The following is an 18,386-nucleotide window of genomic DNA, read 5'->3' as shown; positions in this document are numbered from 1 at the left end:
TGTGAAATTATGTTATTTAATAACATTAACCTTCATATATGGGACTAGTGCTTTAGGAACAGTAATTGATCCATCTTTATTTTGATAATTTTCAATAATCGCAATCATGGTTCTGCCTACTGCTAAACCAGATCCATTTAAAGTATGTACGTATTCAGTTTTACTATCTTTTGTACGTTTAAATCTAATATTAGCACGTCTAGCTTGAAAATCTTCTGCATTAGAGATAGATCCGATTTCACGATATTTATTTTGTCCTGGTAACCAAACTTCTAAATCATATGTTTTTGCCATACCAAAGCCCATATCTCCACTACATAAAGAAACGACTCTATAAGGTAATTCTAACTGTTTGAGTACTTCTTCAGAATTGATTAACATACGCTCTAGTTCATCATATGATGATTCAGGTGTAGTAAACTTAATAAGTTCAACTTTATTGAACTGGTGTTGTCTTAAAATACCTTTCGTGTCTCTTCCTGCAGATCCTGCTTCAGATCTAAATGCAGTTGTATAGCTACAGTATTTAATAGGCAATAAATCACCATCGATAATTTCATCACGATATAGGTTTATGGTTGGTACTTCAGCAGTTGGGTTTAAGTAGTAATTTTGATCCTTTAACTCCAGTTTAAAACTATCCTCTTTGAATTTAGGAAACTGCCCCGTGGCATACATACTTTTATCATTAACAATAAACGGTGGAATAACTTCTTCATATCCATGGTTTAAACTATGCATATCCATCATGAACTGAATAAGAGATCTTTCGAGTCTAGCGCCTAAACCCTTATCGACAACAAATCGAGTGCCTGTAATTTTAGCAGCTCTTTCAAAATCTAGAATACCGAGTTTCTCACCGAGTTCTACATGATCTTTGACTTCAAAGTCATATGATTTAGGTTCGCCAACTTTTCTGATTTCAACATTTTTTGTTTCATCTTCACCAAAAGGCACTGATTCATGAAGTAAGTTTGGTGTGATTGCTAAAATATCGAAGATTTTTTCTTCGATTTCTTTAAGTTTATCATCCATGACTTTGATTTCATCGCCTAAGTCTTTAACTTGTTCTAAGATATGTGTTGCATCTTGTTTATTTCTTTTGAGTTCTCCTATCTTTTTAGAAGATTCATTTCTTAAAGCTTTTTTTGATTCAACATCAACGATGATATGCTTTCTTTGTTCTTGCAAGGCTTCTAGTTCTTTTAAATAACTAAAATCCCCTTGTCTTTTAGATAAGTTTTCTATAACCTTATCGATGTTTTCTGTAACAAATTTTAAATCTAACATTTTAATATCCTCCTTTAAAATAAAAAGTCCTCAGACATGATGTCTAAGGACGAAAGTTCGCGGTACCACCTTAGTTCTAGGTTACCCTAGCACTTTAACTTAATCTTTAACGCAGATTTACGGATGTGATTAGCATCACTAGGAAAGTAGATTCATATACGTTTGTTTAAACACTCTCACCAACGTGTTCTCTCTTTAAAACAAATCAGATACTACTAGTCTTTCTTACGTGTTACTTATATTATAGAGTTTAACTGCAAAAATGTAAAGTGAATTATAAGTGTTTTGCTTTTTCTTTGATTAAAGCTTTTAATCCTTCTTTTAATTCATCTTTTTGCAATCCAAAATCTAAGATAGCTTCAACATAATCTAGTTTATTTCCAACATCATAACGCTTTGCATCTATATCGTATGCATAAACTTTTTCTTTTTTCATAAGTCTAAGGATTGCATCTGTTAATTGAATTTCGTTACCTTTACCTTTTTGTTGGTTTTTTAAGTATTCAAAAATAGTTGGAGTAAGAATATATCTACCACCGATTGCTGATCTTGATGGTGCAACTTCTATATCTGGTTTTTCCACTACGTCTTTTAATTCAACAAGTGGTCCTTTTTTCTCTTCTTTAGGCGTACAAATACCGTATTTATAAGTGTCTTCATATGCAACTTCCATCGTGCCTAAAATCGATTGATTTGTTTTTTCAAATGCATCCATCATCTGTTTAATGGCTGGAGTGCCTTCTGTAACATACATATCATCACCTAAAAGAACTGCAAATGGTTCATTGCCAATAAAAGCTTCTGCTTGTAGAACAGCGTGCCCTAAACCGAGTTGTTCTTTTTGTCTAATGAAGTGAAGGTTGGCACCCTTAGCAATATTTCGAACTAAATGATACTCTTCTTCTTTTTGCTTCGATAAAAGAATTGTTTCTAATTCTATGTTGTAATCAAAATAATCAATGATTGCATTTTTATTACTACTTACAATAAGTAAAATGTCGGTAATACCCGATTTAATCGCTTCATCAACAATATATTCAATCGTTGGTCTATCTATAATCGGTAACAATTCTTTTGGTAATGCTTTTGTAATTGGTAAAAATCTTGTGCCATACCCCGCTGCTGGAATCACTGCTTTTCTAATCATGAATGATCTCTCCTTTTGGCTCTTCTTTTTTATTTGATAAACTGAATGTAATTAAAATACCTATAATAAATAATAGCGCACCTATAAAATAACTCCAAAAATTTGCTTGAAATACATTAGCTGTTGTATTTTCTTGAAGTGTAAACAAAATATTAAATGGCGATATAACGACAATACCTAATACCGCTAGATAGAAATGTGTTTTAAAATGATGTAATAAATAATGCATGAGTTTTCCTACAAGAATCAACCCAATAAGTGCTCCCAATATGAGTAAGAATAACATCGGTAGTTGTGATGCGATTTCTGTAAAATTAAGGGTAACAAACGCCTTTGCTATATCATCAACTAAATTGATTAATAATTGAAAATATCCAAATGCCATAAGCATTGTTGACCCGCTAAGCCCAGGAATAATTAAAGCGACTGCATAGATAACACCTACAAAAAATACAGAAACGTAATAAAATAAACTATCAGGATTATTTTCTGATTCCTTGATGAAAATAAAACCAATCATTGCTAAAATTGCGATGATGAATGTTAAGTAATGATGCCATTTATATGATTTTAATTTAACTTCTTTAATTAGAGATGGTATTGCGCCTAAGATGAATCCAATGAATAAGAATGTAATTGGGATTGGGGCGATGTCATAAAATAAATCTATAAATACAAATCCAATGATAAAACCTAAAATGACACCTATGATATATTCCCATACTGATAAGATGGATTTGATTGGTTTTTTGAGAAAATCGTTTAATGCATCTATGAGATATTGATATATTTTTAAAATAGCTGCAACCATAGAACCTGAGATGCCAGGAAGAATACTTCCCATACCAACGAGGCTACCTTTAATGATTTTTACAAGTTGTTTCATATATGCTCCTTATGTCTGATGATTGATATTATTTTAACATATTTTTTCACTTTCATCTATGCTATAATAAGTTTGGTGATAACATGATAGATATTATTAAATACATAATATTAGGCATTATTCAAGGCATAACAGAAATTTTCCCTGTATCAAGTAGTGGTCATTTAACGTTATTTAGTCATTTGCTTGATATTGATCTTACAAACTTAACCATTTTTTTAATGATAACAAATACAGGATCATTTCTGGCATTGCTATTGTTTTTTAGAAAAGATATTAAAGACTTAATCGTCGGTACGTTTAAATTCTTATTTAAAAAAGAAGAAAACTATAAACAAGATTTTGAATATGTGGTCAAATTAATCATTGCCGTGATTCCTATTGGCATCTTTGGTTTATTGTTTAAAGATATGCTTCCAGAAGACTTACTGTCTGTAGGATTTGCATTAGTTGTGACATCTGGTTTATTGTTCTACGTTTACATGGTAAGAGATATCGAATGGAAAAAAGATATATCATGGAAGAATGCTTTAATTATCGGTTCATTTCAAATGTTTGCGATATTCCCTGGAATATCAAGAAGTGGGATTACGATGAGTGGTGGTCTCATTCAAAAGATTGAGTTGAAAAAAGTTTTAAAATTCTCATTTCTTAGCTATATTTTAGTCTCGGTCCCAGTCATGTTACTCGGGTTTTACGAAGCTCTACATGCAAGCGAATCCATCCATGTGATTGGATATAGTTTAGCATTTATCATGAGTTTTATTTTCAGTTTATTATCTGTACGCATTTTCTATAAATATGTAAAGGTTAAAAACTTAATTTATTTTGCGATTTATTGTCTAATTGTTGGTGGTATATCTTTGGTACTTCACTTTATTTAAAAATATAGGAGATTGATTTTATTCAATCTCCTTTTCTTTAAACAAAATATAGATGACTCCGTGGATTATTGTAAATAAAATGACAAATATCGTGAAGAATTCAAAATGATTAAATATTCCAGAAAATATAGATGAAAGATCAAATATGTTCCATGAATTTAATCGAATAAATCTACCTAGATATATAGCGATACTTGCTAAGAAGAACAACATGATTAGCCCTATAGCTTCATACTTCATATATTTTTGGGGTATTATTTTTTTAATGTTTGAAATAGATAATAATCCTAATTTGATACCTATCATCATCGCAATCGTTACGATAAAGAACACGTACCAGTCATAAATCTCTAATTGATATATATTGGGATATACCTGGAAAAAATCATAGTTTTGAAAATGAATGGTATCAGTGATGATATAAAAACTATTTGGAAAAAATATAACCCATAAACCTATACCTATCCATGATAAATGTCGATATGCTTTTTTTATATAAAGATTTAAGGATATATAACTTAGCCCATAGACAATGATTGCTAAAGCAATATTCCAAGATAAGAAGACGACTAATCCGTTTGCTAAAATCATTCCAAAAATAAATGTGAATAATGCAAATCCAACAGCAACATAAAATGTTGAGTGTAATTGCTTGATCATGTGCTTCTTATGCATGATTCATCTCATTTAATATTTTTTGTAAATCACTTTTAGATAATAAAAAATCACTTAGGAGCTTGTATCTTAAAATATAATTATATACTTCATCAGATACTACTTCATGATTAGGATAAATGCGATTTCTATTTCTAAGTGAGAAGAAATACTGATCTAAAGCGACATCAGTCAACCTATTATCTAAAGCATATGTGGGTTCAACGCTCATCCCGTGCACACCAAAATACATATCATTTTGTGCTGGAAGGTCAAATAACTCTATGATTGTTCTATATAAATCAATTTGAGAACGTACTAAATCCTGCTCTCCCGTAATTAACCCTTTTCTAATCGTATAATCACCATAAGTCACATATGTGTCATTACTTGGAGCATATATAAACGCTGTGACTTGTTGAAGCATCTTTCTTTCTTCCATAGGATCAAGATTTTTATCGAACAAAATTGATAGATCCCCATTTTTTATACCCGATCCGTGATCACTGTAAAAAACATAAACTGAATCATCAAGTGTCTGATCATTACCATGTTCATCCATGAAAAATCTTTGAATGATATCATTATAATATTTACTGTAATTTATATATCTTAATGTAATATTTTGAATCAAATCAGCAAACTCAGGAAATTGATCTTCTCTAAGGCCACCATAAGGATCATAGTCATATGGTGTGTGTCCCATCATAGTGATAGGGAATAAGAAGTATGGTTCCTGTGTTGTTTCTAGATTTTTTCCTAATTCGTATGTGAAATCAGCTAAATGAAAATCACTAATCCATGGAGAATGATGCACAAGTCCTTCGTTTTCATCAAATAGATATCCCTCTTCAATCACATAACCATCTTCAATAAAGTCTTCAATTGCATAAAAAGCATCAAATCCATAGAACTCTGGATAAATAACATCCCGGTTATAAAATGTTTGTTTATCACCGTGGATAGCTTCTGTATAGTAATTTGCTTGATTAAAGTATTTGACCAATGATGTTAGTTCATAAGGTGTTTTATTATACTCCCAGTAAAGTGTTTCATCTCCGGAAGGGTTGAGCCCTGTAAGTACAGCTAATTCGCCGTCTGAGCTTACACCCATACCTACATTATTGTAGAAATTATTAAAAACAAAACTTTCTTCAAAGATTGCATCCATAAAAGGCATAAAAGCTCTAATCTCTGGATGATCTAATAAGAACTGATTCATTGATTCTAAGTGAATCAAAACCAAATTTTTGTCTTTGAAAATGCCTGTGAGATCTGAGCTTGTTGAAAGTTCTGGATCAACATATAAATTGCTTACTGCATCTTCAATCATTAAACGATTACTATAAGTATTTCCATCGAAAAAATTAATATACGATGCCTTATTTTTATTGTAAGCATCGAAGGCTTCAAATAAATCATCATCATTATTTATATTTAATATTTCTTCATAATCTGTATCAAATTCAACACCCATAAGTTGTCCTAAGTAATATGGATATACACCTAAATTTTGAATCGCATATGTTGATGTCATCGATTCAACAGGAGCATCTATAGCTTTCATATTGAAATAATTGTTTAGGGAAACGAAAAAAATTGAAATCAATGCAATTAATGCAATCATTACTTTTTTAATATTGTTTTTAAATGTAAGTTCAGCTAATCGATCTCTTGATGATATTAAAAACAAAATGAATAATGTTATCGTTGGTAAAAACACAACAATCCTATAATATGTAATAAGTTCTAACAGTGTCTCTAACACAATGCCAAAAGCAAAACCGTCTGCTGGGTTTTTTAGCATAACAATAGCATCTCTTGAAAAAGCTGTACCATAAAATAGATTAAACACACCAAATGTATAGATCAAAAAGTTTAAAACGAGCGATATATATATTAATGTTTTAATTCTTGTTTTGGCTTTTTTAAAAATTAAAGTTACGATGACAAACAGTAAAAATAAAACAGCAAAATTCCCAAAAAATTGATTGATTTCGCCAATAAATGTATGGGTAAAAGGCTCAATATATCTATTGAGCTCTCTTATTGTTAAAAAATATGTATTGATAATGTTTAAAAATATAAACACTAATATAAATATCAAATATTGGATTTTTAAATTGATAGATTTCATATAGTCACCTAATTCCGAATTGCTAATTACTATTATACACTATTTCAAAAGCATATTAAACTATGGTAAAAAGAAAAAGCCCAAAAGGGCTTATGAAGGAATAACCGCTCCACCATATGTTTCTAAGATGAATGCTTTTACTGCTTCTGATTCTAAAACTTCAACTAATGCTAATATCTTTGGATCTTCTAATCTATCTTCTCTAACTGCAACGACATTAACATATGGATTGTTATCAGTTGCTTCAATGAAGATGGAATCTGTGAGTGGATCTAACCCACCTTCTAAGACATAGTTGGAGTTGATAATATATAAATCAGCTTCTTCATTTTGATAAGCAGATATCATAAAATCTGGTGCTACATCTGTTCTAAAAACTAAATTTTTAGGATTAGTTTCGATAGCTTCACTGATATTAAAATTTGAAGCGGTGATATCCACGCCGTTTTTAAGGGTAATTAATCCTGCTGAAGCAAGTAAGTTTAAGGCGCGTCCATGATCTGAGATAGAATTTGAAAGTAATACTTCTGCACCATTTGGAATCTCAGCCAGTGACTCATACTCATTTGCGTATAGTCCAATCGGTTCAATGTGAACTCTAGCAGCTACCACTAACTGAAAGTCTGGGTTATTTTCATTATATAAATCTAAGAATGGGATATGTTGGAAATAATTTGCGTCTGCATCTTTAGCTGCAATCGCTGGATTTGGAAAATAATAATCTGATGTTGTCGTAATCTTTAATGTATATCCTTTTTCTTCTAGAATAGGTCTAGCAAATTCTAGAATCTCCGCATGCGGTAATTGTGTGGCGATTACTTCAATTTCTGTATCATCACTTGATGAACATCCAAAAAGTGTAATTAGTGTAAAAAATAATGTTCCTAATATAAATATTTTTTTCATGTTTTTGTCTCCTATTTATGGTCTAATTTTCTAGAGATTTTATCTCCTAATATTTGAATAATAAATACGAATAACAGTATGGTAAATATGGATAAATACATAAGTGTATAATTGTTACCAAACTTGCCATATTCGTATGCCAAAAATGCAAGTCCACCAGCACCGATGACTGCTGCTGCAGACATAAATCCAATCAGTGTTACTAGTGTTAAAGTATACCCAGATACTAATGCCGGAAGAGCTTCTTTAAAAATCACATACACAAGGTGTTTAAATGATGCTCCCATAGACCTTACTGCTTCTATTGTATCATTAGAAACCTCAAATAGTGCTAAATGAACAACTCTTGCAAAAAATGGAGTAGCGCTTATAATCAGTGCCGGTAATGCAGCTTTTGGTCCTAACATAGTTCCAACTAAGAGTCTTGTCATTGGTATTAGCATAATAAGTAATATGATGAAAGGTATTGATCTTGCAGCATCATTGATGGTCGCAATCACTCGATGTATCAACTTCATTGTTTTAGTTTGTTTAGTCATGTGAGGATTTTGTGTTACGAACAATATAAATCCTACGCTTAAGCCAAATACCAACACAAAGATTCCAGTAATCCCAACGATGTAAACCGTTTCGTATAATGCATCGACATATTGTCTAATTTCACTTTCACTAAGCATACCGTTTCACCTCTATATTTTTTGATTTTAGATAGTTAATTGCATCTTTAGTTTGAGATCCATTAAGTTCAATATATAGATAACCAATCAAATCATTTTTTATGGATAATGTCTTTGCATAGACAATATTTACATCTACGTTGAATGTTTTTACCATATGACTTAAAATTCGATCATCAACATTATCATGAGCATATATAAGTTCAAAATAATGCTTGTCTTTTAAGTGAATCGGCTCATCAATAACTTGTTTAATTAATTTTTTTGTGGTTTCTTCTTTTGGGTTAATAAACAATGATTTTGTCGGCTGATCTTCTATGATTTGTCCCCTATCCATAACAACAACTCTGTCACATAAATCCTTTACAATCTCAATTTGATGAGATATAAAAATAATGTTTAGTCCGGTTTTATTGTGTATATCTTTTGAGAGTTCTACAATCTCATAAGCTGTCTTTTGATCAAGTGCAGAAGTTGCTTCATCACATAGTAAATATTTAGGGTGATTTGCGATTGCTCTTGCGATACCAACTCTTTGTTTTTCTCCACCCGATAAAGCTTTAGGATATCTATGTTTTTTATCGAGTAGACCTACTAACGCTAAGACTTCATCAATTCTTTTTTCTTTAGTCTCTTTTGAGTACTTTTTGATATCTAAAGCAAGTTTAATATTTTCATATATGGTTAGATTACCAACAAGATTAAAATGTTGAAAAATCATAGAAAGATCATAACGCATTCGGTTTAAATCCTCCTGTTTTAAATCGTGGATGGATACTTTATCAACCATAATCTTTCCAGATGTTGCAACAGCAAGACCATTGATGAGTCTAATGAGTGTGGATTTTCCAGCACCACTATACCCAACAATACCTAATATCTCATGATCTTTGATGGTTAAATTGATATCCTTTAATGCGTGAAATGATTCTTGTTTTGACTCAAACGTTTTGTGTATATTTACAAATTCAATCATCGATGTGTCTCCTTATTAACATAAAAGGCTTCTATCATCGATAGAAACCTTATATTATCTATAATTTCCATCGTTTATAGCATTACCACCTTGTAATAAAACCGGTTGGTAGACGTTCATAGAGCTATATCTCTCCCGTCTTCTTGATAGTTCATTTTATGAAATTATTTAAATTGTAACACAACTTTTTAGGTTATACAATACTTTTATTGATGAAATCGTTTTTGTAAGAAAAAAGACTTTGTCGGTTGACAAAGTCTCTTATTATTATTCATCAAATAAACTGTCTTTTACAACGGTTTCTTCTTTATCTTCATCAGCTTCTTCAGGAGCTAAGTCAACTGCTTCAACGATTTTCTTTTGTTCTTCGACTGGGATTGCTTCTTGAACAAATTGTTCTTGTTCAGTTTCAATCTCTTCTTCATCTTCTTGTCTAGGAACAAGTGCTACTGTAGATACATGATGATCTGGTCTAAGTTTAATAACTCTTACACCTTGTGTTGCGCGTTTAGTTTTAGAGATTTGATCTACATGTGTTCTAATGACTACCCCTTTATCTGATACAACAATTAAATCATCTTCATCAGATACAGCTTTAAGTGTTGATAGTTTACCGTTTTTAGCTGTGATATTTAATGTTTTAACACCTTTACCACCTCTAAGTTGTCGACGATATTCATCAACATTCGTACGTTTACCATAACCATTTTCAGTAACAACAAGTATTTCTTGTTCATCTGATTCTATGATAGCGGCACCGACGATTTGATCACTATCAGCAATCATCATACCACGAACACCTGACGCAGTACGGCCCATAGTTCTAACATCTGATTCAGCAAATCTAATGGCTTTACCATTTGATGCGCCTAAAACAATATCTTTTTGGCCATCAGTGAGTCTTACTGACAATAACTCATCATTTTCTCTTAATGTTAAGGCAATAATACCGTTATTTCTGATATGTTGATATTCTGAAATATGTGTACGTTTGACGACACCACGTTTTGTAACAAAGGTTAAGAATGAGTTTTCATCTTCAAAGTCTTTAACATTTGTGAAGTTTGCTAGTGTCTCATCTTTATCGAACTCTAGGAAGTTAACAATAGGCATACCTTTAGCAGTTCTAGAACCCTCAGGAATTTGATATCCTTTAAGTTTATAAACTCTACCTTTATTGGTGAAGAATAAGTGGTAATCGTGTGTTGATGTCATTAGGATATGTTCTACATAATCATCGTCATGAACTTTAATACCTGACATACCCACTCCACCACGATTTTGAGTTTTATATTGATCCACTTTCATACGTTTAATATAACCATTATTAGTCACCGTAATGATTACATCTTCAACAGGAATTAAGTCTTCATTTTCGATACTTAAATCTTCATGAAGGTTGATTTCTGACATTCTATCGCTATGATATTTTTCTTTGATCATGATTAGTTCTGATTTAATGATTTCTGTTTTTCTTTCATGTGAACGTATAATATCTTTAAAATCATCAATTTTAACGATGAGATCTGCAGCTTCAGATTCAATCTTATTTATTTCTAAACCTGTTAATCTTTGAAGTCTCATATCAAGAATTGCTTTTGCTTGAATTTCTGATAACTCATAAGTTGACATTAAAGCTTCTTTTGCTTCATCACCAGTACTAGCCTTTTTGATGATTTCAATTGCGTGATCGATATCGTGTAAAGCTTTTAATAAACCTTCTAAAATATGAGCTCTTGCTTCTGCTTTATCTAGATCATAAATTGTTCTTCTTTGAATTACTTCGATTTGATGTTCTACATAATTTGTCAAAACATCTTTAAGTGTAACCATCATTGGTTGCCCTTTAACAAGTGCAATCATATTGATACCAAATGATGATTGAAGTTGTGTATATTTATATAAGTTATTAATCATAACATGTGGATTAACATCGCGTCTAAGTTCGATAACAATGCGCATCCCTTTACGATTTGATTCATCTCTTAAGTCAGTAATTCCATCAACAATTTTGTTTTTTGCGATTTCTGCAATACGTTCAATTAAAGTTGTTTTATTGACTTGATAAGGAATTTCAGTAACGATGATACTATTTTTATTTTTATGTGAAACGATCTCTGTAGTTGCTCTTACAGCAATAATACCTTTACCTGTTTCATATGCTTGACGTAATCCAGTAAGGCCTAGAATTTGGCCTCCTGTAGGGAAGTCTGGTCCTTTGATATATTCCATTAATTCAGCAATAGTAATATCTTCATTTTCCATATAAGCTAAGATGCCATCAATGACTTCAGTCAGATTATGTGGTGGGATATTGGTTGCCATACCAACAGCAATCCCAGTCGATCCGTTGACCAAAAGGTTAGGATATCTTGCTGGAAGTACACTAGGTTCTTTTTCAGACCCATCATAATTATCAACAAAATCTACTGTGTTTTTTTCTAAGTCTTGAACAAGCTCTCCGGCAATTTTGCTCATTCTAGCTTCGGTGTAACGCATCGCTGCTGCACCATCACCATCAACTGAACCAAAGTTACCATGTCCATCAATTAAAGGCATCCTATAGTTGAATGGCTGCGCCATACGAACCATTGCATCATAAACACTTGAATCACCGTGTGGGTGATACTTACCAATCACTTCACCGACGATTCTAGCTGACTTTTTATGAGCACTGGTTGCTGTCATATTTAAATCATTCATTGCATATAAAATACGTCTTTGAACTGGTTTTAATCCATCTCTAATATCAGGTAATGCACGTGATACGATAACACTCATTGCATAGTTTAAAAATGAGGATTTCATCTCGGTTGAGATATTAATCTCTTTTACTAAACCTTCGGTTGTCTTTGTTGTTTCTTCCATCTGTTATATCCTCCTATGCATCAATATTATCTGCATAAATTGCATTTTCTTGAATGAAGTTTTTTCTAGGTTCAACTTCCTCACCCATAAGCATACTAAATACCATATCTGCATCTAAAGCATCTTTTAAAGATACTTGTAGTAAAGTTCTTGTTTCTGGGTTCATCGTTGTTTCCCAAAGTTGTTCAGGATTCATTTCCCCAAGACCTTTATATCTTTGAAGCGTTGGTCTACCGCCCATTTCTTCTAGTAAAGTATTAAGTTGTTGATCTGTATAAACATATTCAACTCTTCTACCTTGTTGAACTTTATATAATGGTGGTTGAGCGACATAAACATATCCTAAATCTATCAGTGGTTTCATATATCTAAAGAAGAATGTTAAAAGTAAAGTTCTAATATGTCCTCCATCGGTATCAGCATCGGTCATGATCACAATTTTATGATATCTTGCTTTTGCTGGATCAAACTCTTCTCCTATGCCTGTACCGATTGCTTGGATCATAGATAGGATTTCTTTGTTTGACAAGATTTTATCTAATCTTGCTTTTTCAACATTTAATACTTTCCCTCTTAGTGGTAAAATTGCTTGATATTCTGATTCTCTGCCTTGTTTTGCTGATCCACCGGCAGAATCCCCTTCGACGATATACATCTCTGAGATTGCTGGATCTTTACTTCTACAATCTGCTAGTTTTGATGCAAACCCTAATTGATCAAGTGGAGATTTTCTTCTTGTTGCTTCTCTTGCTTTTTTAGCTGCAAGTCTTGCTCTTGATGCGAGTAAACATTTTTCTACTATTGCTTTTGCATCTTGTGGATTTTCAGCTAAATATCTTTCTAATCCTTCTCCAACAATTTGACTTGAAATCTGACGAACTTCAGGATTTCCAAGTTTTGTCTTCGTTTGCCCTTCAAATTGAGGGTCTGGGTGTTTAACAGATACAACTGCTGTTAAACCTTCTCTAGTATCTTCACCAATCAAACTATCATCTTTTTTAAGTAAATTGTTATCAGTTGCATATTTATTAATGACACGCGATAAAGCAAGTTTAAATCCATCTTCATGCATCCCACCTTCATGGGTTGGGATATTATTTGCAAATGAATAGATATTTGTAGAATAAGAATCGTTATATTGTAACGCAATTTCTAACGTGATGCCTTCTGTTTCTTTTTCTGTATATAAAATATCTTGATTAACTTTTCCTTTACCTTTATTTAAAAACTCAACATATTCAACGATACCACCTTCATAGTGATATGTGTTTTCAATAGGTTCATTTCCTCTTGTGTCTATAATTGTAATTTTAATACCTTTATTTAAAAACGCTAATTGTTGAACACGACTTCTTAATATTTCATAATCATAAACTGTTGTCTCAGTGAACACTAAATGATCTGCTTTAAATGTAATCACTGTACCTGTATGAATGCTTTCACCAATTTCGATCACTTCAGTCATCGGGAAACCACGTTCATATTTTTGCTCATAGATTTTGTTGTTTCTATGAATTTCTACGACAAACCATTCTGAAAGTGCGTTTACTACAGATGCACCAACACCATGTAATCCTCCAGAAACTTTATATGATTTACCATCAAACTTACCACCAGAGTGAAGGGACGTCAAAATTGTTTCTACTGCAGGTCTATTTGTTTTAGGATGTAGATCAACTGGTATACCACGACCATCATCAGTAACTCTGATGATATCATCTTTAAGTACTTCAAGTTTGATATTTGTTGCATATCCACCTAAAGCTTCATCGATTGAATTGTCAATAATCTCCCATACTAAATGGTGTAATCCACGTGCTCCAGTACTACCGATATACATCCCCGGACGCTTTCTTACAGCCTCTAAACCCTCTAATATTTGAATATTCGATGCATCATAATTTGACATGTTCTTTCTCCTTTATAAGTTCAATCATTTCTATGTGATCCATATCAATTTTGTGGACACTATTCATGATGATTTGGTGTTCTTTTGGTAAAGCATTTAAAAATATATTTTGTTTATCTTCATCAAGTTCAGATAATACATCATCTAATAGGCATATAACTTTTTTATGTGTTTTAGACTCAATCCATTCTAACAGTGCTAATTTAAGCGCTATGACGATTAAACGAGTCTCCCCTTGTGATGCATAAGATTTTGCATCAAAACCTCTAAAACCAATAAAAAAATCGTCTCTATGTGGTCCTGCTAAGGTGGTCTGGTATAAAATATCTTGTTTTTGTTGAGTTTCTAGATATTTTTTAAATCCATTTTTATCTTGATCTGGTTTATATAGAAGTTTAACATCGTAACTACTAAACGCTTGATATTGCTTGATGAAAATTTCATTAATTTCTTTAATAAATTGTTGTCTTTGATCAATTAATTTAATCCCAACTTCAAAAAGTTGTTTGCCAAGTATATCTAAAAATATAAAATCATCTTTTAAATCAACTTTTTTCAATAAACTATTTCTTTGTTTTAAAATTTGTTTATATTCGTTTAAATCATGTAAATACTTTTTATCAACCTGTAGTAATTCAAAATCCATGAAATTTCTTCTAAATCCAGGAGAGCCTTGAATAAGTTCTAAATCATTTGGAGCAAACATGACAACATTTAAATGTCCTACAAATTCACTGATTTTTCTTTTTTCAATATGATTGATTTTTGTTCTTTTACCTGCTTTAGAAATAACAATTTCAAATATATCTTCATGAGTTTTCACTTTCACTTGTGCGAAGGGTTCATTTTTTTTTATTAACTCTTTTTCATCAGATGTTCGATGTGATTTTGTTGTCGCACAAAAATATATACTTTCTAAGATACTTGTTTTACCACTACCGTTCTCACCGTAGATATATACAAAGGGTTGTTTAATATCTAATGTGTAATATGTGTGGTTTCTAAAATTTTTAAGTTGAACTTTTTGAATCATAAACTAAATAATATACAGTATCGAAAATCATAATTTGGTCTCCGTGAAATAACTTTTTACCTCGTTCAGTTCTTCTTTCGTGATTCACAAAAACTTCATGTTGTAATAAAAAAAACTTCGCTTCACCACCTGAACCGATGTAATCAGTTGCTTTTAAAAATTGACCTAAAGTTATGAATTCTGTGTGCATTTTAAATTTTTTCATCTTTTTATCCCTCTGTATTCTTTTATATTATATCATAATATAAAGAAAAAATCATCTATTTTCAACAATTTAAACGGTCATAAATGTTCATCTCATGGCTATATAAAAAAAAGCCTTAAAATTGAAATTTCGGCTTTTTTTATTATTTTATATTTTTTATATTTTTCTTTTTAATCGATGCGAACTGGTAAAATTAAATGTAGTAAATCTTGATCTAGATTACCTTTAATAACGAATGGTTTTACTTCTCCAGCAAATTGAATTGTGACTTCATTTGATGAGAAAGCTTTAAGTGCATCTACTAAATATCTTGAACTAAAAGCGATTTTAATCATTGGTCCAATAACATCTGAAGATGGGATGATTTCTTCTAGTGCATCCCCAACTTCTGTATTTGTTGAACTCATTTCTACAATATGATCTTCTCTTAGTGTCATTTTAATGATATTGTAGTTTGTTTCTCGATCTCTTGGAGATAGTAAAGATACACGTTCTACAGCTTGTAATAATTCTTCTTTGTTAAACGGGATACTTACTGGAAATTCTGTAGGAATGATTCTCATTGTATCTGGATAAGTACCTTCTAATAATCGTGTTTGGAATAAGGTATTATTCATTTTAAATAAAACCTTGTTTGGGTTAATATATAACTCAACATCATCATTTGAAGTATCTAGAATTTTATTAAGTTCATCTAGACTCTTATTAGGAATAACAATATCAAATTCTTTAGAATGTGTTCTTAACTTGACATTTTTTTGACTTAATCGATAACTGTCGGTTGCAACACAATATAGATGGTTATCGCGATATTTAAAGTTAACACCTGTTAAAATTGGACGTTTTTCACTTTGTGCTGTAGCAAAATTCGTTTCTTTAATAATGTTTTTAAATAATTGAGCATCTAATGTGATAGGATTATCTAAATCAAGGAAATCCACTTCTGGATAGTCTTCTACATCCATCAAGCGAAGTTTAAACTCTGATCGATCAGCTTTAATAACAATCAAACGATCTTCTATTAATGCAAACTCAACACGTTTAGATGTAATTTTTCTCATAATTTCAATTAAGTAACGACCAGGTATTGCTACTTTACCTGTTTCTTTAATTGATATAGATTGATCATCAATTAATACTTGAATAGCTACATCTGTATTACTTGTTGTTAATATCACATGATCTTCATTCACTTCAAACTTCACAGCATATAAAATGGGAAGTGGTGTTTTAGAAGGTAATCCTTTTTGTACAGTTAGTAGGTGATTTAATAATACATCTCTATCGATATTAAAAATCATAGCGGAAGCTCCTTTATTTTATATATTTAATCTTTAATTATTGTTGTTAGTCAAGGTGGATAAGTGGGAAAGTATAATTAAAGGCTTAACACTGCTATTATTATACCATATTATCAACAATTTATAAACATTAATTTTGTGTGAAATGATCGATTTTTTTATTAATAGTTTCTATTGCTAGTTTAAGACTTGAATCTTGTTTTATTTCGTTTTCTATTTTCTCACAAGCGGCTAATACTGTTGAATGATCTCTACCTCCAAACAACATACCTATTGTCTTATAAGGGATATTATATTTAGATTTAATAAGGTACATAGAAATATGTCTTGGAAGTATATATTTTAAATGACGTTTTTTACCAATTAAATCATCAACTGTGATTCCATAAAAATCACTTACAATACTTTGAATTTTATCGTAATTATTTTCGTTTAAAGAATTACTCTTTCGTTTCGTTTTTAAGAGGGGTTCAAGCGCCTCATTAACTGATTCTAAGGATAAGTCTAAGTTGTTCGCTAAACAATAAAATAAGACACGTTTTAAAGCACCTTCAAGCTCTCTAATATTGGTTACAAAAGATGAGGCAATGAACTCTAAAACATTATTAGGAATATCGTGAATATCTGATGATTCTGTAGCTAATTTTCTTTTTAAAATTTCAATTCGATGTTCTAAATCTGGCACCTGAATATCAACAGTTAATCCGACTTCAAATCTAGATGTTAAACGGGACATAATATTCTTCAATTCAGATGCTGGTTTATCACTTGTAATAACAATTTGTTTATTTTGATGATACAAAAAATCGAAGAGTTTAAAAAATTCCATTTGTGTTTTAGTTGCACCACCCATGATTTGGATGTCATCGACTAATAAAACATCAATATCTCTATATTTTTGATTAAAATCATCCATTTTTTCTTTTCTTAATAAATTTGCAAAATCTTCAATAAATCCGTCAGCTTTTACATACATAATTTTTTTATGAATATCATTATCTAAGATATAATTACCAATAGCTTGCATTAAGTGGGTTTTTCCAAGGCCAACATCTCCAAAGATATATAATGGATTTGCAACCATACCAGGTTGATCAGCGACTTTCATTGCCATTCTAAATGCAAAATTATTACTTTTACCAACAACAAAATTATCGAAAGTGTAACTTCGATTGAGATTGCCTGGTCTATATTTAAGATTTAAGTTTCTTTCAGGGCTTATGAGTGTTTCTTCAGGAATTAGTTCTGATTCAGTCACAAATTTAAAATGAATCTTATCCTTATTGTATTTTTCAGCAAGTTCATTAATCTTATTAATGTAAAACTTATTGATTCTATTCTTGATAAATTCATTAGGGACTACGACGTAAATTTGACCATTAGAAAACTTATGTGTTTTCTTCAATGGTTCGAAGACATCCACAAATAATTCTTCTGAAAAAATATTCTCTAAGTCGTTTAGTATTTTCTGCCATAATTGATCATATTCATTCATATTTATATACCCTTTCAT

The 18,386-nt window shown here is 31.1% G+C and carries 15 protein-coding genes and 1 other annotated feature; of the genes, 1 reads left to right on the top strand and 14 read right to left on the bottom strand.

Annotated elements, in window-relative coordinates; all coding sequences use genetic code 11:
- Positions 1–12 precede the first annotated feature (12 nt).
- From BK011_00075 to BK011_00065, 3 genes are all read right to left on the bottom strand, one after another.
- Positions 13–1,290 (bottom strand): serine--tRNA ligase, encoded by a 1,278-nt coding sequence (locus BK011_00075; protein ID AUD64164.1) that lies wholly within the window; start codon positions 1,288–1,290, stop codon positions 13–15.
- Between the two features lie 274 nt (positions 1,291–1,564).
- A complete protein-coding gene (locus BK011_00070) occupies positions 1,565–2,437 on the bottom strand; it encodes a UTP--glucose-1-phosphate uridylyltransferase (protein ID AUD64163.1) in 873 nt (290 codons plus the stop codon).
- Complete coding sequence (locus BK011_00065; GenBank protein AUD64162.1) at positions 2,430–3,323, bottom strand: hypothetical protein; 894 nt, start codon at positions 3,321–3,323, stop codon at positions 2,430–2,432. Before BK011_00065 ends, BK011_00070 begins: the two co-directional genes overlap by 8 nt.
- 83 nt (positions 3,324–3,406) lie before the next feature.
- Here BK011_00065 and BK011_00060 point away from each other — a divergent pair, with 83 nt between their 5' ends.
- The gene (locus tag BK011_00060; protein ID AUD64161.1) at positions 3,407–4,207 is read left to right on the top strand and encodes a hypothetical protein; all 801 of its coding nucleotides are present in this window, start codon (positions 3,407–3,409) and stop codon (positions 4,205–4,207) included.
- Between the two features lie 18 nt (positions 4,208–4,225).
- Here the strand turns inward: BK011_00060 and BK011_00055 are convergent, their stop codons facing one another.
- From BK011_00055 to BK011_00005, 11 genes are all read right to left on the bottom strand, one after another.
- Positions 4,226–4,882, bottom strand: a complete 657-nt coding sequence (locus tag BK011_00055) for a hypothetical protein (GenBank protein AUD64160.1) — start codon at positions 4,880–4,882, stop codon at positions 4,226–4,228.
- Positions 4,875–6,998 carry a hypothetical protein gene (locus BK011_00050; GenBank protein ID AUD64159.1) on the bottom strand — a complete coding sequence of 708 codons (2,124 nt, stop codon included), beginning with the start codon at positions 6,996–6,998 and terminating at the stop codon, positions 4,875–4,877. The genes BK011_00055 and BK011_00050 overlap by 8 nt, the downstream gene beginning before the upstream one ends.
- A gap of 90 nt (positions 6,999–7,088) precedes the next feature.
- Positions 7,089–7,904, bottom strand: a complete 816-nt coding sequence (locus BK011_00045) for a hypothetical protein (GenBank protein AUD64158.1) — start codon at positions 7,902–7,904, stop codon at positions 7,089–7,091.
- Between the two features lie 11 nt (positions 7,905–7,915).
- Positions 7,916–8,581 carry a hypothetical protein gene (locus BK011_00040; GenBank protein ID AUD64157.1) on the bottom strand — a complete coding sequence of 222 codons (666 nt, stop codon included), beginning with the start codon at positions 8,579–8,581 and terminating at the stop codon, positions 7,916–7,918.
- Positions 8,574–9,557 carry a hypothetical protein gene (locus tag BK011_00035; protein ID AUD64156.1) on the bottom strand — a complete coding sequence of 328 codons (984 nt, stop codon included), beginning with the start codon at positions 9,555–9,557 and terminating at the stop codon, positions 8,574–8,576. Before BK011_00035 ends, BK011_00040 begins: the two co-directional genes overlap by 8 nt.
- Before the next feature lie 51 nt (positions 9,558–9,608).
- Positions 9,609–9,710 (bottom strand) — a binding site (SAM riboswitch class I).
- A 114-nt stretch (positions 9,711–9,824) separates the two neighbouring features.
- Positions 9,825–12,425, bottom strand: coding sequence for a DNA gyrase subunit A (locus BK011_00030; GenBank protein ID AUD64155.1), 2,601 nt, complete (start codon positions 12,423–12,425; stop codon positions 9,825–9,827).
- Between the two features lie 13 nt (positions 12,426–12,438).
- Complete coding sequence (locus BK011_00025) at positions 12,439–14,334, bottom strand: DNA gyrase subunit B (GenBank protein ID AUD64154.1); 1,896 nt, start codon at positions 14,332–14,334, stop codon at positions 12,439–12,441.
- Positions 14,321–15,367, bottom strand: a complete 1,047-nt coding sequence (locus BK011_00020; protein AUD64153.1) for a hypothetical protein — start codon at positions 15,365–15,367, stop codon at positions 14,321–14,323. Before BK011_00020 ends, BK011_00025 begins: the two co-directional genes overlap by 14 nt.
- Positions 15,345–15,572 (bottom strand): hypothetical protein, encoded by a 228-nt coding sequence (locus tag BK011_00015; GenBank protein AUD64152.1) that lies wholly within the window; start codon positions 15,570–15,572, stop codon positions 15,345–15,347. Before BK011_00015 ends, BK011_00020 begins: the two co-directional genes overlap by 23 nt.
- A gap of 170 nt (positions 15,573–15,742) precedes the next feature.
- The gene (locus tag BK011_00010; protein AUD64151.1) at positions 15,743–16,873 is read right to left on the bottom strand and encodes a DNA polymerase III subunit beta; all 1,131 of its coding nucleotides are present in this window, start codon (positions 16,871–16,873) and stop codon (positions 15,743–15,745) included.
- 130 nt (positions 16,874–17,003) lie between these two features.
- On the bottom strand, positions 17,004–18,386 hold the full coding sequence (locus BK011_00005; protein ID AUD64150.1) for a chromosomal replication initiator protein DnaA: 1,383 nt from the start codon (positions 18,384–18,386) through the stop codon (positions 17,004–17,006).

The organism is Tenericutes bacterium MZ-XQ (assembly GCA_002838205.1).
Taxonomy (GTDB): domain Bacteria; phylum Bacillota_I; class Bacilli_A; order Acholeplasmatales; family Acholeplasmataceae; genus Mariniplasma.
This window is presented reverse-complemented; position numbering and strand designations above follow the sequence as displayed.

Coding starts and splice junctions, on each gene's coding strand:
- BK011_00075 (AUD64164.1), bottom strand. CDS start 1,290: ATGTTAGATTTAAAATTTGTTACAGAAAACATCGATAAGGTTATAGAA.
- BK011_00070 (AUD64163.1), bottom strand. CDS start 2,437: ATGATTAGAAAAGCAGTGATTCCAGCAGCGGGGTATGGCACAAGATTT.
- BK011_00065 (AUD64162.1), bottom strand. CDS start 3,323: ATGAAACAACTTGTAAAAATCATTAAAGGTAGCCTCGTTGGTATGGGA.
- BK011_00060 (AUD64161.1), top strand. CDS start 3,407: ATGATAGATATTATTAAATACATAATATTAGGCATTATTCAAGGCATA.
- BK011_00055 (AUD64160.1), bottom strand. CDS start 4,882: ATGCATAAGAAGCACATGATCAAGCAATTACACTCAACATTTTATGTT.
- BK011_00050 (AUD64159.1), bottom strand. CDS start 6,998: ATGAAATCTATCAATTTAAAAATCCAATATTTGATATTTATATTAGTG.
- BK011_00045 (AUD64158.1), bottom strand. CDS start 7,904: ATGAAAAAAATATTTATATTAGGAACATTATTTTTTACACTAATTACA.
- BK011_00040 (AUD64157.1), bottom strand. CDS start 8,581: ATGCTTAGTGAAAGTGAAATTAGACAATATGTCGATGCATTATACGAA.
- BK011_00035 (AUD64156.1), bottom strand. CDS start 9,557: ATGATTGAATTTGTAAATATACACAAAACGTTTGAGTCAAAACAAGAA.
- BK011_00030 (AUD64155.1), bottom strand. CDS start 12,425: ATGGAAGAAACAACAAAGACAACCGAAGGTTTAGTAAAAGAGATTAAT.
- BK011_00025 (AUD64154.1), bottom strand. CDS start 14,334: ATGTCAAATTATGATGCATCGAATATTCAAATATTAGAGGGTTTAGAG.
- BK011_00020 (AUD64153.1), bottom strand. CDS start 15,367: ATGATTCAAAAAGTTCAACTTAAAAATTTTAGAAACCACACATATTAC.
- BK011_00015 (AUD64152.1), bottom strand. CDS start 15,572: ATGAAAAAATTTAAAATGCACACAGAATTCATAACTTTAGGTCAATTT.
- BK011_00010 (AUD64151.1), bottom strand. CDS start 16,873: ATGATTTTTAATATCGATAGAGATGTATTATTAAATCACCTACTAACT.
- BK011_00005 (AUD64150.1), bottom strand. CDS start 18,386: ATGAAAGGGTATATAAATATGAATGAATATGATCAATTATGGCAGAAA.